This window comes from Rossellomorea sp. NPDC071047, from assembly GCF_050270195.1.
Lineage (GTDB): Bacteria > Bacillota > Bacilli > Bacillales > Bacillaceae_B > Rossellomorea.
On record NZ_JBNNJT010000001.1, the window covers coordinates 931,886 to 947,238 of the forward strand.

18 protein-coding genes are annotated in these 15,353 nt (G+C 39.2%); 7 read left to right on the plus strand and 11 right to left on the minus strand.

The annotated features are described in order from the left end of the window. Nucleotides 1-10: 10 nt before the first annotated feature. Nucleotides 11-562 (minus strand): 2'-5' RNA ligase family protein, encoded by a 552-nt coding sequence (locus ACQKFO_RS04920; protein ID WP_427597188.1) that lies wholly within the window; start codon nucleotides 560-562, stop codon nucleotides 11-13. A 265-nt stretch (nucleotides 563-827) separates the two neighbouring features. On the opposite strand from ACQKFO_RS04920, the gene guaC reads away from it, so the two are divergent. Continuing rightward, complete coding sequence (gene guaC, locus ACQKFO_RS04925) at nucleotides 828-1,811, plus strand: GMP reductase (RefSeq protein WP_427597189.1); 984 nt, start codon at nucleotides 828-830, stop codon at nucleotides 1,809-1,811. A gap of 62 nt (nucleotides 1,812-1,873) precedes the next feature. Here the strand turns inward: guaC and ACQKFO_RS04930 are convergent, their stop codons facing one another. Further along, a complete protein-coding gene (locus tag ACQKFO_RS04930) occupies nucleotides 1,874-2,428 on the minus strand; it encodes an STM3941 family protein (protein ID WP_427597190.1) in 555 nt (184 codons plus the stop codon). A 229-nt stretch (nucleotides 2,429-2,657) separates the two neighbouring features. On the opposite strand from ACQKFO_RS04930, the gene ACQKFO_RS04935 reads away from it, so the two are divergent. The 3 genes from ACQKFO_RS04935 to ACQKFO_RS04945 all read left to right on the plus strand — a co-directional run bounded on the left by ACQKFO_RS04935 (nucleotide 2,658) and on the right by ACQKFO_RS04945 (nucleotide 3,561). Next, on the plus strand, nucleotides 2,658-2,990 hold the full coding sequence (locus ACQKFO_RS04935) for a hypothetical protein (protein WP_427597192.1): 333 nt from the start codon (nucleotides 2,658-2,660) through the stop codon (nucleotides 2,988-2,990). A gap of 129 nt (nucleotides 2,991-3,119) precedes the next feature. Next, nucleotides 3,120-3,314: a hypothetical protein gene (locus ACQKFO_RS04940; RefSeq protein ID WP_427597193.1), complete on the plus strand. Its 195-nt coding sequence runs from the start codon at nucleotides 3,120-3,122 to the stop codon at nucleotides 3,312-3,314. Nucleotides 3,315-3,369: 55 nt separating this feature from the next. Beyond that, the gene (locus tag ACQKFO_RS04945) at nucleotides 3,370-3,561 is read left to right on the plus strand and encodes a twin-arginine translocase TatA/TatE family subunit (RefSeq protein WP_427597194.1); all 192 of its coding nucleotides are present in this window, start codon (nucleotides 3,370-3,372) and stop codon (nucleotides 3,559-3,561) included. Nucleotides 3,562-3,650: 89 nt separating this feature from the next. Here the strand turns inward: ACQKFO_RS04945 and ACQKFO_RS04950 are convergent, their stop codons facing one another. From ACQKFO_RS04950 to ACQKFO_RS04965, 4 genes are all read right to left on the minus strand, one after another. Beyond that, a complete protein-coding gene (locus ACQKFO_RS04950; protein ID WP_427597195.1) occupies nucleotides 3,651-3,893 on the minus strand; it encodes a hypothetical protein in 243 nt (80 codons plus the stop codon). Beyond that, nucleotides 3,874-4,413, minus strand: a complete 540-nt coding sequence (locus tag ACQKFO_RS04955) for an RNA polymerase sigma factor (RefSeq protein WP_427597196.1) — start codon at nucleotides 4,411-4,413, stop codon at nucleotides 3,874-3,876. The genes ACQKFO_RS04950 and ACQKFO_RS04955 overlap by 20 nt, the downstream gene beginning before the upstream one ends. Then, entirely contained in the window at nucleotides 4,406-4,777 is a 372-nt protein-coding gene (locus tag ACQKFO_RS04960; RefSeq protein WP_427597197.1) for a group-specific protein, read from the minus strand. Before ACQKFO_RS04960 ends, ACQKFO_RS04955 begins: the two co-directional genes overlap by 8 nt. Before the next feature lie 208 nt (nucleotides 4,778-4,985). After that, the gene (locus ACQKFO_RS04965) at nucleotides 4,986-8,063 is read right to left on the minus strand and encodes a GNAT family N-acetyltransferase (protein WP_427597198.1); all 3,078 of its coding nucleotides are present in this window, start codon (nucleotides 8,061-8,063) and stop codon (nucleotides 4,986-4,988) included. A 282-nt stretch (nucleotides 8,064-8,345) separates the two neighbouring features. Here ACQKFO_RS04965 and ACQKFO_RS04970 point away from each other — a divergent pair, with 282 nt between their 5' ends. Then, nucleotides 8,346-8,678 (plus strand): DUF3889 domain-containing protein, encoded by a 333-nt coding sequence (locus ACQKFO_RS04970; RefSeq protein ID WP_427597795.1) that lies wholly within the window; start codon nucleotides 8,346-8,348, stop codon nucleotides 8,676-8,678. A gap of 151 nt (nucleotides 8,679-8,829) precedes the next feature. After that, nucleotides 8,830-9,477, plus strand: a complete 648-nt coding sequence (locus ACQKFO_RS04975) for a cupin domain-containing protein (RefSeq protein WP_427597199.1) — start codon at nucleotides 8,830-8,832, stop codon at nucleotides 9,475-9,477. A gap of 111 nt (nucleotides 9,478-9,588) precedes the next feature. On the opposite strand, the gene ACQKFO_RS04980 is transcribed toward ACQKFO_RS04975, so the two are convergent. The 4 genes from ACQKFO_RS04980 to ACQKFO_RS04995 form a co-directional block, all read right to left on the minus strand. Next, nucleotides 9,589-12,003: a heavy metal translocating P-type ATPase gene (locus tag ACQKFO_RS04980; RefSeq protein ID WP_427597200.1), complete on the minus strand. Its 2,415-nt coding sequence runs from the start codon at nucleotides 12,001-12,003 to the stop codon at nucleotides 9,589-9,591. A gap of 73 nt (nucleotides 12,004-12,076) precedes the next feature. Next, nucleotides 12,077-12,283, minus strand: a complete 207-nt coding sequence (gene copZ, locus ACQKFO_RS04985) for a copper chaperone CopZ (RefSeq protein WP_427597201.1) — start codon at nucleotides 12,281-12,283, stop codon at nucleotides 12,077-12,079. A 14-nt stretch (nucleotides 12,284-12,297) separates the two neighbouring features. Then, a complete protein-coding gene (locus ACQKFO_RS04990; RefSeq protein ID WP_427597797.1) occupies nucleotides 12,298-12,609 on the minus strand; it encodes a metal-sensitive transcriptional regulator in 312 nt (103 codons plus the stop codon). A 183-nt stretch (nucleotides 12,610-12,792) separates the two neighbouring features. Then, on the minus strand, nucleotides 12,793-13,350 hold the full coding sequence (locus ACQKFO_RS04995; RefSeq protein WP_427597203.1) for a helix-turn-helix domain-containing protein: 558 nt from the start codon (nucleotides 13,348-13,350) through the stop codon (nucleotides 12,793-12,795). Between the two features lie 342 nt (nucleotides 13,351-13,692). Here ACQKFO_RS04995 and ACQKFO_RS05000 point away from each other — a divergent pair, with 342 nt between their 5' ends. Continuing rightward, nucleotides 13,693-14,517 (plus strand): STAS domain-containing protein, encoded by an 825-nt coding sequence (locus ACQKFO_RS05000; RefSeq protein WP_427597204.1) that lies wholly within the window; start codon nucleotides 13,693-13,695, stop codon nucleotides 14,515-14,517. Nucleotides 14,518-14,560: 43 nt separating this feature from the next. Here the strand turns inward: ACQKFO_RS05000 and ACQKFO_RS05005 are convergent, their stop codons facing one another. Beyond that, on the minus strand, nucleotides 14,561-15,349 hold the full coding sequence (locus ACQKFO_RS05005; protein ID WP_427597205.1) for a serine hydrolase: 789 nt from the start codon (nucleotides 15,347-15,349) through the stop codon (nucleotides 14,561-14,563). Nucleotides 15,350-15,353 lie beyond the last annotated feature (4 nt).

The window sequence follows — 15,353 nt, forward strand, 5'->3', positions numbered from 1 at the left end:
AGGTTCCATTTTACTCCAATAATGATTTTGAATAAACAATCGGAGCGTCAATGCAATTCTTTGAATCATCGACTAATTCAATTAAAGCAATACCAGTTAACTTCGCTTCAATTAAGTCTCCTCTTTCTAAACAATGTTTAAAGCCCTGAGATAATTTTTCCGGTGAAAGCTTATTGGCTAAAGTGCAGTGTGGAATCCATTTGTCAGGAAGATAGAGAGGATTAGCTGATTCATTGAATTCGTGAAAAAAATCATGATGATCCGAATGAAAGTTTAGCAGTTCTCCTGTGATGGTCGGGGAGAAAAATAGAGTTCCAAAGTTTAGAAATGAACCTACGGTGTTGAAAGTGATATCGATCGGTTTTTTATGTTCATAATACTCCTCTAATGCTTGTATGTATTTTTTCTTATCTAATTCTTCATAACTTCCTATCGTAATATGGGGACGCGCATCATTGATTTCTTCCTCATAGTAAGAAATATTTTTTACGGTAAGTTCCTTCCATATATCTTGTATCAACTCTTCAGTCTTTTCATCGAATAGAGCGATTACCCAGTACATAGCTTAGCCACCTTTCCTAACATACGGATTGTTCATAAGCTCTTCTTCCTTATACTGTAACATAGTCTCTCTTTCAGTGGTTCATAAACTCTTATTTGCAAACGCTTAAATGCTTGTTGAATCAAGACTATGTGCCAAAACTTAAAGCCTTTCCCCCTAAAATGATAAAAATCTTTGACATTGATAAGAAAATGATGTAAATTACCTTATGGACGAACATTTACAAAATAAACAAACTTTAATATTCGTGTTTAGGGGTGTAATAATGGAAAATGTATTTGATTACGAAGATATTCAATTAATTCCTGCAAAATGTGTGGTTAACAGTCGTTCTGAATGTGATACGAGTGTGACCCTTGGTGGACATACATTTAAGTTACCTGTCGTACCTGCCAATATGCAAACCATTATTGATGAAAAAATTGCTGTATATTTAGCTGAAAATAATTATTTCTATATCCTGCATCGCTTCGAGCCTGAAAAACGAATTTCTTTTATTAAAGATATGAAGTCCCGGGGATTGATTTCTTCTATTTCTGTAGGTGTTAAGGATGAAGAGTATGCATTTGTAGAGCAGTTAGCAGAAGAGAAGCTGACACCGGAATTTATAACAATCGATATTGCCCATGGTCATTCAAATGCGGTAATCAGCATGATTCAACATATTAAACAACACGTACCTGAGAGCTTCGTGATTGCAGGGAACGTTGGTACTCCAGAAGCTGTAAGAGAATTGGAACATGCCGGTGCCGATGCTACAAAGGTGGGAATCGGACCAGGAAAAGTATGTATTACGAAAATCAAAACCGGTTTTGGAACAGGTGGCTGGCAACTTGCTGCTCTACGCTGGTGTGCAAAAGCCGCTACAAAACCAATCATCGCTGATGGTGGTATCCGTACACACGGAGATATTGCAAAATCCATTCGTTTCGGTGCGTCCATGGTGATGATCGGTTCCCTATTCGCTGGCCATGAAGAGTCCCCGGGAGATACAATCGAAAAAGACGGCAAGCTCTTTAAAGAATACTTTGGATCAGCTTCAGAGTTCCAAAAAGGTGAAAAGAAAAATGTTGAAGGTAAAAAGATGTTTGTTGAACATAAAGGGTCACTGGAGCATACGTTGATCGAAATGGAACAAGACCTTCAATCTTCAATCTCCTATGCTGGTGGAACAAAGCTTGAAGCAATCCGAACAGTGGATTATGTTGTAGTAAAGAATTCAATCTTTAATGGTGATAAAGTATATTAATAGTGAAATGTTGAAAAGGTGGGCAATTGATGCTCACCTTTTTTTGTGTGAAAATATTCATTTCATAATGGATTAGTATGAGAAACACCTTTGCCTTCAGAAATTATTTTTGTGTGAGGGATACGAAGGCTTAATTCATCAAGCAATTGTTGGGGCTCTTTAAGATTGCTTTTTACAATATTGTATTGTGGATACCCCATTTTCACATTGACCTTAGACATGCGTTTTAACTTATCCGGCATTTTCTCGCGGTATTTCTCTTCATTGGAAAGAATCAGCCCGATAAAAGCATTCCGGTAAATCTCATAAGGAATATAGCTTTCAATATCTTCCCAGCTGATGTTAACGGGATGTTCCGGTAACACATATAAAATAAGATATTCCTCTGTCAGGCTTACATGAGGCACGTTATAGGTGAGCTTTTTAAAGATCTGAATCAAGCAAAAGAGAAAAAACACCCCGCCTAATGCACAAACGGTCCCCATAAAGTAGTTAACGTCAACAAAGAAGAATTCAAACGATAAATACAAACACACAAGGACAAATAATATACTACCAATCGCTAACAAACCTAACCTTTTCTTAGATTCATAAAAATGAACAACCTTCTCTTCCATCTTCAATCCCCTTCCATAAATATACATATTCAATTTCCTATACCCGCAAAGACAAAAGTTAAACTCTGAGTATAACTTGAGTGACGGACCTCGAAAAGGTAAAAATCACTCTCCTTGTCACTTACTTTTCTTTAAAGGTCCGTCCCTCTTAACTTGTCCCTCTTAACTTGTTATAGACACAGGGAGAAATTAAGCTATAATTAGTTTTAATATTATCTTGGGAGGTGAAGTGACTGTGATGAGAATGTTGTTATTGATGATATTGAGCATGGTGTTAGGGACAGTTCCTGTTCAACAACAGAATCAAAGCCCGGTATTCTTAAGTTTTGATGATGTGACTTCTATTTCAGACCATGTGTTTTTAACCGATGCAGACATGATTATCGACGTGGTCCCTTCGCTGGCTCAGAAACAAGATAGTATGACTTCTAATAAAAAATCCATTCTTCCAACATTACACTTCAAATTAATCCCTTTAGCTGGATGTCTATTTAGCACTGAGATATCTCCAGACTCATTGGGCTTTCTTGAAGTAGTCATGTCCCATTCAAATTACCTCTGATTCCTTTCATTCTAAAAATACATGTGATGGTAAACCCTTTTTTCTCTTTGCAGTTAAGAGTTTTTTTGCAGTGCCTATTTAAAATAAACATGGGTCCTTGAAAATTAAATTAAACCGAGGTGCATTCATATGGGAAATTATGAATATCGTAAGGAATCTATTTCTTGTTATATCTTCTGTTCTCTATTACTACTTAGCTTTGTTGGGACGATACTGGTATCTGGAGAAGTGAGTGGAAATAGCATCATCTCATCCGTCCCTCGATTCTCTTGGGATATGATGATTAAGTGGAGAGAAATTGTTGAAATATTCGACTTGAAGTAAATTAAAGCAAAGTTACGTACTGACACTACTTCTATATTAAAGCGAGGAAATAAAAATGAATCTGGGTTTTGGTGAAATAGCGATTATCTTGTTCGTAGCACTACTATTCTTTGGACCAAGCAAACTTCCAGAGCTCGGAAAAGCTGCCGGTGTTTCTATAAGAGAATTTAAACATGCGGTCAGTGGATTGATGGAGGATGAGGATACAGACCATAATGGTGAAAAGAATATAAATAAAAATCAATAGTACTGCTTAACTGTGAGGGACGGACCTCCAACAGACTGAAAATATGATAATCTGGCAAATTGGATCATTTGGAGGTCCGTCCCTCTCTACTACCACATAAAGACTTGAACAGCTCCGTACATAACAACACCAATTACAGGTGCAGTTCGTAAAAGGGTGTATCCATTACTGGAGGATAGGACCCGTTCAAATGGGTTAAGTGCAGGAGAAGCTAAGTAATGTATTAGGCGATCCCATTTGGATGATTTCATTGGGAAATTGGGTACTTCAACCCCATATTCGTCAAGGTTTTTACGAAGATTGTATTCTTTATTAAAGGGATCCTGAGTCATACTCCGTATCCTCCAATTCTTTTTTTAATATTTGAATAGCCTGGTGCATTCTTGACTTGACTGTGCCTAGAGGGATTTGCAATATATGTGCAATGTCTTTTTGGCTTAAATCATGAAAGTAGAATAAGAGAATCACTGCTCGTTGCAAGTCAGGCAATTTGGCGACAGCTTCTTGTACGGTCATTCTGTCATCCTTTGAAAGGCTGTCTTCCGTTATAGGAGTTAAGAATGGTAATAGGGAGCGCCATTTCTTACGTCGATTTAATTTATCAATCATAATACGATAGGAAATTTGGAATAGATATGATTTTACTTTTCCCTTTACAGAATCAAATTTCAATTTATTGATCTGGAGTTTTACAAACGTATCCTGAACCACATCGATACTAAGTTGCTCATCTCGACTGTAGCGGTAAATGAAGCTATACAGTGAAGGTTTATAAAGACGGTACAACTTTTCCAGCGCCTCTTGATCTCCTCTTTGATACGCAAGCATCCAGTCTTCTACTGAATCATTCAATTGAATCGCCCCAACGTTCTTTAATCGCTTTCAGTGTGTTGGAAATCCGGACAATCAAATAAATAAACGAAACCAATGTCCATGCCTGGGATTGGTTGGTGAAAAATTGTACATAGCCATTCTCTACAGTTTCTCCATTAATAATCAGCACATTTAATATTTGTACACAGATTACCGTATATATCGCCAATCCAAGAGACATAGTATCAAACATATTCCACCTTAAAAAGATCTTCGTTTTTTTATAATTGATCTTTCCATTTTCCCTGACAATATATTTTCTTTCCATTGGAATCGCAACGGCTAATATAAACACCATTAAAACCCCCGACACAATAAGGGAAATTATCCATCCTTGATCCATACGATCACTCCTCTTTCTTTTCTTCTCATAAGCTATACCAATGAGGGAGTGAAAAGGTTCATCGAATATGTTCTTTTCTGAGGGACGGACCTCCAATATGTACTTATTCAAACTCTTTAGCCCTTTATCGAACAATCCTTACATTTGAAGGTCCGTCCCTCCCCAATTAAAAACACGAACCTACAGCAGGGGTAGGTTCGCGGGATTTTTAGGTGAATCGAATGTTTTGTAGTGGTTTGATTGCTTGTGCAGACTGAGTTTCACCGTAGAATAGGATAGTTGGTTCGATTACGATGGTTTTTCCCGTTGCTGCAGACCATTCGTTTGTTGATGCTACCAGAAGAACATCTTGGTTCAAGTAAGCTTCTGACCGTTTTCTGGTGCTTGGGTGAACTAAAGTCACAGAGTCTTGGTGATCATCCGATCCAACCGTAATAAATGGTGTATCTCTCAATACGAATTCCTCGAGGCCTGCATAGTATTTATGAACCATCCCTTGTGTTGGAAGTTTAACGAAGCTGGATGTTAATGTTTTTCCAGTCATGAAGAAAGCCTCTAAATCCAGCAACTCCTTCGTATACGTTCTTCCTGAATCCTGCTGAATCTCTGCGAATACAGCCAGTACCGGCACTTCTGGAAGTGTTAAAGCATATTGACGAAGAACAATACCCTTCATCTTTTCATGTTCCTTAAATTCTGTCGTTAAACAAATCCCTGCCCACTGATGGCCTTGTTGATCCAACTTTGTTACAGATCCGATTGCAGTATTCTCTTTCAACATTGAATAGGAACTAACGGATTGGAAAGAGTATCTGATACCTCCACCCCAAGGATTCCACCACGCCCGTGGACCCGGGTTTGGATATAGATGATCCAACGAGTCCTTACCGTCAATCGATAAGGAATAGATACCAGGATAATAAGCAGATGATGCTTTAAATGAAATGACGCCATTATCTACAGACCAAACATCTTCGTCCCTCTCAACCTTTACTTTCCTATTCCCTTTAACAAGTTGGATTACTTCTACTTTTCCGATGTGACTTTTGGATTCGAATTGCCCATCTAACCATTTCAAGCCTGGTGAAGAATGCTCAAGTCCAAGATTCAAACGGGTAACTGACTCAGCTTTATCCACTTCTTTCATGATAATTTTATTTTCTGAATGAACGGTTAATTTACCATGAATATAAGGAGTAAGCATGGAATGGAATGAATAATCTTCCCTTTCACCAACAGAAGAAATAATATCTCCACCTGTTTTTTCCAAAGTATACAGGGGCAGCTCTTTCATGTCTCCTTCATCACCCAACACCAACTCCCGCCACTTAGACCAGTGGTTGGACGTATTGATCCCGACCTGGATAGGGCCAAAACATGTTTTTTCCTGGGATTGTATCAGGTCGATTTCATATTCAAGAGCCATTCGCCAATCATCTTTTCTTCCAATAGCTCCCTCTGACCAAGCAAGGCAAATAGTATCTCCAATTGAAGAACGTGTGAAAATCCAACGTTCAGTCATATCTTTATCATTAATATACTCCATAAAAGGAACCAGTGACTCATTCCCGATCAAGACCCCATTCCTTTGTGGGATAGCCATTCCTTCGAAGTTAATAAAAACGGGCTGAATAAGGGAAATATGCTTCCTGTCTTCTTCTCCGGCATTCACCACTTCATGTTTGATTTCCACTAAACCATCACCGTAAATCTTAAAATAGGTGTTCAGAAGCATGGAGGAAAATGCATCAGACCTTAGTGTTGTTTTCATCACGAATGCTTCAGAAAGCTCAATATATTCTACAGTAGAAGCTTCTTTTTTAGAAAACTCTTCACTATATGGTTTTCCGAATTTTGGTGTAAAGAAAGTGATCGGGTCTTGGGTTGCATTCATAGAGCCTACTTTGACGATATGGTTTCGTTTTTCAATCTCAACGTAGTTCGGACCGTTAAATGCGATCCAACTCTCATCTGTCTCACCACCAAATTTCGCCCCAAAACCCGGTAGAGCCAATGAAAGCCGAGTGGAAAAAGTAGTCGCCTTCCCGTCTTTACGTTTAACAGCTACATTCACCGATTCTGACAAAAAGCCATTTTTCAATAGCTGGATCGGAAGTGGAATCGAAACTCTCCTCTTCCCTTCGATTTTCACCAACACTTCTGACGTTTCCCACTCTACTATCTTATTTACAGGCAGTTTAATCGTCCAGGTAGTTTCTTCTTCTAATTGGCTTTCCAAATCAAGATAGAGCATTCCTTTACCATGGGATTTCCAATTCTTTTTTACCGATCTTAAATGAAGCTTCCCCGCCTGTTTAGGGAAGACCCCTAATGCTAATGGGATTGACTGACCATCCACTTCAACTGTAACCCCAACAGTTGGGTGCTTTTTCCAAGGGTTTGGTTGACTAGCTGGCATTGCGACACTGACAGGGAATTCTCCAATCCAGTTCTTAGCCACTAAAACGTTCTCATGGATTTCATGCTTTACATGAGGAGATGATACTCCTCTTAGGGAGATTTCAACCGGATTCTCTTTGCGATTCTCTATATGATAAGTAACATAGTGTTCTTTTTCCTCGAGCACCTTAAAGTCAGGCAGCGTCATTTCCACTAAAAAATCCTGCGTTTCAACTAAGCGAATTCCTCGCCCAGTTCGTTCAAATTGAATCCGAACGAACTCATTTCCGGCTTCCCATTTGTATTCATAATAAGTATGATCACGATCTTTCAGTCCATCTGGTTTAATTTCAATTAAACGCTGACTCGTTGTATACCAATCGTGTTTCTCAAAAAAAGGCTTAAGCCAGTCAATTTGAAGCACCATCGGAATAAAATTCATCAGATGCACGGTGTCATCGCGCTCTTCCCAGAAGAATCCGCATTTTTTGTATAAAGGGACGGCTTTTGTATTCCCCGCCCACGTAAATAAATCCAGTCTCGGCCATTTTAATTCCACAGTCTTCTCTAAAGCTTTCAATACGAGTTGTTTGCCAATCTTTAACCCTTGATACTTGGGGTGCACGTTCAAAAGAGGAATGTATAAGGCACCTTCGTCCTCTCGATATTCAGATAATCCGCAGTAGCCTGCCACTTCATCTCCCACCATAGCCAAAAACAGGTGGAGGTTCGTGGAGTTAGCTTCCTTGTCTTTTACGTCTTGTTCTGTTGTGATAACAGAATCTCCACCCCAGTTTTCACGGCTTTCATTCCACATTTTCGCAATTCCTGTTGCTAATCCTTCATGATATTCTACGATTTTCACTTGCTCCAAAGTTGTCTTCATAATGTCCTCCTACGCTATGTTTTAATATATAGAACCTCATCCTCATTTATTTTTTGAATTACGTCGACGATTGTCATCATCGTCATCGCCTCCTTTCATATTGTTGGTAATATTTTCTTCCCACACCCACAGTTTAAGATTTTATGAGTAGTAAGTAAAGAATATTCTAACAAGAAAAAAGATTTCATTTAATTATGTAATTGTAAGAGAAATGGAAAATGTAGAATATTTTCATGGTGACTGGACAAACCTACAAGATAAAAAGAGGTTATGATATTGAAAATGAAACGACTTATTCCAATGATTCTATTCACGCTTTTTCTTGCCAATACGACAATCGTTGAGTTCAATCAGAAGGTGCACGCTCAACAAGAAATTCCCTCGTATGCTAAATGGGGAAGTCTGGCAGTAAAAAAGACGCAAGAGAAATACCCTGATGCAGCGATCGTTGACTATCTCCATATCGGTAAGGAAAACGGATCGAAGGTATCGACTGAGAAATTTAAGCTATGGTTAAAACGAAGCGGGAAAGAATTTGGTGTATTTGTAGACATTCAGTTTGAAACGGATACTGAAAAGCTGATTGACATCAAATTCACGGAAACGGATCGATAATTGAAAGTTCTCTTTTCATTCTAGGACACACCTCTTAGATAGCATATCTAAGAGTGTGAATGCGTTTATACGCATTCACCCATTCCCTCGATCAATCATATAAACATTATAAGTTGAATTATTTGGTTATTTACCAAAAGGGGGAAATGAAATGGGGAAATCAGGTTATGTGCCGGATAATACGAATATTAAGAAAACGAGTGGTACACCCAACCTCTTCTTTGATTCGAAAAAGAATGTATTCTTTGAGAGAAACCCCGATAATGTCGCCTATGAAGTGACTTCCACTCAATTGCCGGCTATGGTTGGAGGTGCATTCGTAGATCTATATCTATCAATGGGCCATATACGCGAACCTCACTGGCATCCGAATGCATGGGAATTGGATGTTGTCGTTTCTGGTGAAGCCGTCATATCAATCATTGATCCCGATACAAATAAGCTGCATAAGTACAGTGCTAAAGCGGGGCAAGTGGTGTTTATTCCTATGGCATGGTGGCACTGGATCACACCGGTATCAGATAAAGCACACCTGCATCTTTTTTTTAATAATGATCAATTTGAAACGGCAGAGGGATCGGATACGTTGCGTCTAACTCCCCCTGAGGTATTCGAGCTATCCTATGGCATCAACCCGGAAGTTATCGCAGAGGCTCTGTCACCAATAAAGGATTCTGTAGTCATTGGTCCTCCGAATCAAAATCGAAATAGAGTCGGATTCCCAAAAAAGATGCTGAAGGATTCTAAGAATGAGGGAAACATATCAATCAATATAAATAATAAATCCATTGATTTTTAGAATGGTCAATAGGTAAGGAAAATCCCTGCCGATTGATTTGTTGAATATCGACAAGCTTCTCGAGTGAAAAAGAAAGATCAAAGGTCATGTCCCCTTTGATCTCTTTTAATTTCACAGCTTTACTCTCTGCAGACGCAGGGCATTCAACACAACGGACACAGAACTAAATGCCATTGCAGCTCCAGCAAGCCAAGGTGCTAAGAATCCCATTGCCGCTATGGGGATGCCGAGCGAGTTGTAAGCCAGGGCCCAGAACAGGTTTTGTTTAATATTGCGAATGGTTTTCTTACTCATGAAGATAGCATCCGGAATGCTGTTCAAGTCGCCGCGGATAAGGGTGATATCGGCAGCTTCCATGGCTACGTCAGTACCTGTTCCGATCGCCATTCCGATATCAGCCATCGCAAGTGCAGGGGCATCATTGATTCCATCCCCGACCATCGCTACTTTCTTCCCTTCCTTCTGCAGTTTTTGAACTTCTTTTGCTTTTCCTTCAGGTAATACTTCCGCAAGTACATGTTGGATATGAGCTTCTTTTGCAATTGCTTCAGCGGTCCGCTGATTGTCACCGGTGATCATGATGACTTCTAAGCCCATATCTCTTAAGCGTTGGATGGCTTGTTTAGAAGTATTTTTAATAGTGTCTGCTACAGCGACAAGGCCGGCAAAGTTTCCATTAATAGAAACGAGCATGACCGTTTTACCTTCAGTCTCCAGAGTTTGCTTTGTTTCTAACACATGATTGATCTGGGCACCATTTTGCTCCATAAGTTTCTTGGTACCGATGACCACTTCACTATTCCCAACTTTTGCTTTTACACCATAACCTGGTATAGCATCAAATTCTTGACTACCTAATAAAGTAATCCCTTTTTCTTTAATCCCCTTAACGATTGAAACTGCTAGTGGATGCTCAGAAGACCGTTCCGCTGCACCAACTAAAGCAAGAAAATCCTCTTCGTCAATACCAGCTTCCACTATTACATCTGTTAAAACAGGTTCACCGTTAGTAACAGTACCAGTTTTGTCGAGTATAACGGTTGTAACTCCATGGGTTGATTCCAAATATTCTCCGCCTTTAAAAAGAATCCCGAATTCTGCTGCACGTCCCGATCCTGCCATTATCGAAGTCGGTGTAGCTAATCCAAGGGCACACGGACAGGCAATCACAAGTACGGCAATCAGTTTTTCAAGTGCTTCGGCAAAATTACCCGGGTCAAACCAAATATACCAGACAAGAAATGTCAGGACTGCAATTCCTACAACAATAGGGACAAATATACCTGATATTGTATCCGCTAATCGTTGAATAGGAACCTTGGAACCTTGAGCATCCTCCACCACTTTGATAATTTGTGCCAAAGCTGTATTCTTTCCTACCTTTGTAGCTTTCATTTTAAGAAATCCGTTTTTATTCATTGTGGCACCAATTAATGTATCACCTATAGATTTATCCACCGGAACACTTTCTCCCGTAATCATCGATTCATCTAGTGCTGAACGTCCTTCGAGGACTTCTCCATCTACTGGAACTTTTTCACCTGGTTTGATGTACACAATATCTCCTGTGATTACCTCTTCTAATGGGATTTCTACATCAATTCCATCTCTTTCCACCGTTGCGGTTTTAGCTTGAAGACCCATAAGCTTTTTTATTGCTTCAGAAGAACGCCCCTTTGCCTTCGCTTCAAACAATTTCCCGAGAATGATGAGTGTGATTAAAATGGCGCTAGTTTCAAAATACAGCTCAACCATATGCATTCCCGATCCGATCGACTGATAGGCAATAAACACACTGTAAAAGTAAGCAGCCGATGTACCAAGTGCGACTAAAACATCCATATTGGCACTCTTATTTATTAATGCTTTATAAGCACCTAGGTAAAATTGTTTCCCGATAATAAACTGTACAGGTGTCGCTAAAGCCATTTGTACCCAAGGGTTCATTAATACATCCGGTATTGGGATGAATGAGGTGAATTCAAAATGACTGACCATTGACCACAATAGGGGAAGCGATAATAATAGTGACCATATGAATTTACGTTTTTGCTTCTGAATCTCTTGAAGTTTATGATCGGTTTGTTTTTCTTGATTATTATTTTTTACCGTTGCACCGTAGCCAATCGAATCAACTTTTTTAATGATTTGATCTGTCGTGATTGTCCCAGGGGTATACTCAATGGTTGCTTTTTCTAAGGCTAAATTAACCGTTGCATGTTGTATACCATCTTGCTTATTCAATACTTTCTCGATTCTTGCAGAACACGCAGCACAGGTCATTCCGGTAATATCAAACTCGGTTTTTTCAAGCTGTACGTCATAACCTAGATCCCGAATCCTTTTTTGAAGTTCAATTGGTTTCACTACTTCCGGATTGTATTTTACCGCTGCTTTCTCCATCGCGAAGTTGACCGCTGCATTATCTACACCGTCCATTTTATTTAAACCTTTTTCGACTCGATTCGCACAAGCAGCGCAAGTCATTCCTGTTATATCTATATTGGTTTCTTTATACTGAACCATTTCTCAACCCTCCATACCTATATGGGGTATGCGTTATTGTAAAAGAAAACCGTGCTGAGATAGCACAGTATCCTTACATGACATCATATCCCTGATCATCGATTGCTTCTTTGATGTCATCTAGCATTACTTGTGAACCATTGAATTCAACTTCTACTTTCTTGTCTTCCAAACTTACTTGCACCGATTTCACACCGTCTAATTTCCCCACACTGTCTTCAATCGCTTTAACACAATGTCCACAAGACATGCCTTCCACTGTTAACGTTTCTTTTTGCATCTGTAAACTCCCCTTTATTTTTTCATGAGTTTTTGGATTGTAACCAAAACTTCATCTAATACTTCGGTGTCTCCTTCTTGAATCCGATCAAGAACACACGTTTTCATATGACCTTCTAATAGAATTTTAGCTACGCTGTTGAGGGCTGATTGAGTGGCGGATATTTGCGTAATGACGTCGTCACAATACGTATCGCGCTCAATCAAGCCTTTAATTCCTCTTATTTGACCTTCAATCCGATTTAATCGCGTTACAAGGTTTTTCTTAACTTTATCAGAGTGATGGCTTTTCCGAGCACCTTCATCAGAGCATGCAGCATGGTCCATCACACGCTCTTCTTCTTGAATCACGGATGGTTTAATCTCAGTATCTGTCTCATACTTTTCAGTGGTCATCATCCCACCTCCTCGCTTTCAATATACTATACCCCATTATGGTATGTAAAGGAATCTGATTTATTTAAAAAAGCGTGTCACCATATTGGGATCCACGCCTATAAAATCTTATCATTATGTATGCTTATTGAGGCCCTCTTTTGGGTTGGAGGTATATATTTCAGTAGAGGCAGTGGCGACACCGATAATGGTGCCTTCTTCATTCAATAAGGGATGGGCATATACATTATAGGAAATCGTTCCTGTTTTTAAAGGAATCGACACCACTCGATTAATGGGTGCCTTTTCCTCTAATACATCCTGTTTCAACTTCATTAATGCCCTATTCCCTTCATTATTATCAAGCTCTATGTCGGTTTTTCCAATGTGTTCATCTGGAACAAGATCAGGAGTATTGAAAATCCATGTATAGCGTAATTGTGTATCACAATGAGCGAGCACGACAGGTGCATTTTTTAAGGCAATCGAGAATGGATTTTCCTCGAGATTAAAGCTGGATGCGTGAAAGTCCAATACTTCTCCTAGCTTGGCGGTGACCTCGCTGCTCGGTTTGCGGATCCCGTTCTCGATCTGAGCATAGTAGGACCTTTCAATAAAAGCTTTCGAAGCCACTTCCTGTTGGGTCATCTTCTTCCTTTTTCTCAACTTAATAAGCCAAGTTCTTTTATTCAATCCTCAGTACCCCTTTCTGAACCTTAATGGCAGAAAAGCAATGTATAAACTCTATTAAAGGGTGGCTATACAGAAACATTCCCAAATGGTTATATTCGATATAATAGAATAGTAGGAAAGTATTAAAAAAATGATCTACTCATTTATCTTCATCATGTTGTGAATCTTCTTATTGTAGAGTGATCTCTTCATGAGACATCTATCCGTCCTCATTTAGTATCATTGCTTATGTACTCCTTATTGAAAAGCATAACATAATATCCAGTGTTTCCTCTATCCTTTTTCCAAATATATTTACATAAATGTGAAACTCCAGTTTTGATCATAGTGGGAGGTTATCAGATGTCGATGAAGGCAATTCATGGCGAAAACAAGTATCTTGAATTCATTAACAACATAGTAGATTCAAAAATGAAATTGATTCAAGAAAGGACAAAAGGAGATACTTCTTACCCGAATATTGTAAATGTATCGCTGGAGAAATGGAGAGGAGAATTGATTGAGCTTGTAGCCCAATCATTGAGTTCCCATGAGAGTCATGGATCAATTGAGAGATGGGCATGTTCTTCTGTCACTTTATTTAAACAGATGGAAGTTTCTCTTGATGTCGCGCTGGCAGATCTTCAATACTTCAGGCATGAAATTGCAAAAATAATTAAAGCTCACGCAATAGAGAATGAACTGTCCTTAGAAACGTTTTATGACATTCTTTCTCTTTTTCATTCTGGATTGGATCGAATAAATTATCGTCTTACGGTTTCCTATTCTCATTCCTTTGCAGGAACGGTCAGCTCTGAGCTTTCTATACCGATTGTGAAAGTGACAAAAACGATTGCCATTCTTCCTCTAATAGGAGATATAAATTCAGGACGTGCAAAGGATTTAATGGAAAGGGCACTCTCAGAAGGATCTTCATTGGAGCTGAATCATCTGATTATTGATTTGTCCGGAGTATCGATTGTGGATACAATGGTAGCAGATCAACTCATCAAAGTTGTAGCTGCACTTAAATTAGCTGGTATTCAAGCAATCCTGACAGGCATAAGGCCGGAAATCGCTCAAACCATGGTCAATCTTGGCATCGTAATAAAGCATATTCCGACGTTCGCCAGTCTTCATACGGCGCTTTTACATTTGCAAAAGTCAAAAAGCATCCTGAATATTTAGGATGCTTTTCTTAAGGTAAGGGTTTTTAGGTATAGTGAAAACTTTAATCAGCCTTAGTTAAATAATCATTTAAAAGCTTTCCGATTTCGGCAATTGTATCTCGCGCATATTCGTTGTCGTCAATTTCGTCGATTAATACAGCTATGTAGGCAGTTTTCTCTTCACACCGAACAATTGCACAATCATGTTCAACCCCAGGTAACTCCCCTGTTTTGTTGGCTATATAGATTTTTTCTTTGTCCATCCTAGCAGGGAGCTTAGTATCAAATTGCTGATGATGCAATATATATAGCATTTTTTCCCGGCTTTGCTGACTGAATAGTGGGCTCTGGTCTAGTATACGTAAGCAGGTGATGATATCAGAAGCAGAGGTGATGTTGTCATTCCCTTGTTCCTTTGCATGAAAATCCATCATTTTCCGACTAAGATAAGTTTGTTTTAATGCTAAAGAGTTACAAAGGTTATTTATTGCTTCTGACCCTATACGGTCGATAATGAGATTCGTCGCGGTGTTATCCGACACAATGATCATGAGTGTAAGGAGGTCTTCTACCGTCAAAAAAATTTTTTGTGATAGTTTTGACAACACCCCTGCCCCTCCCACTCTATACTCGTTAGGCACCATCAACGTTTCATCTAAATCGACTTTCCCTTGCTCTGACTGCCGAAAGCCTTCTAGTAAGATCGGAACCTTGATTAAACTTGCGGCAGAATAAGGAGTGTCACTATTGATTTGGATGGAGTGTGAAGGCAGGTCAATGGCTACACTGATCCTGCCTATACATTTATCAATAGCGTCCAGAATCTTTTCCTCTAGTAATTTCTCATTCATCCAC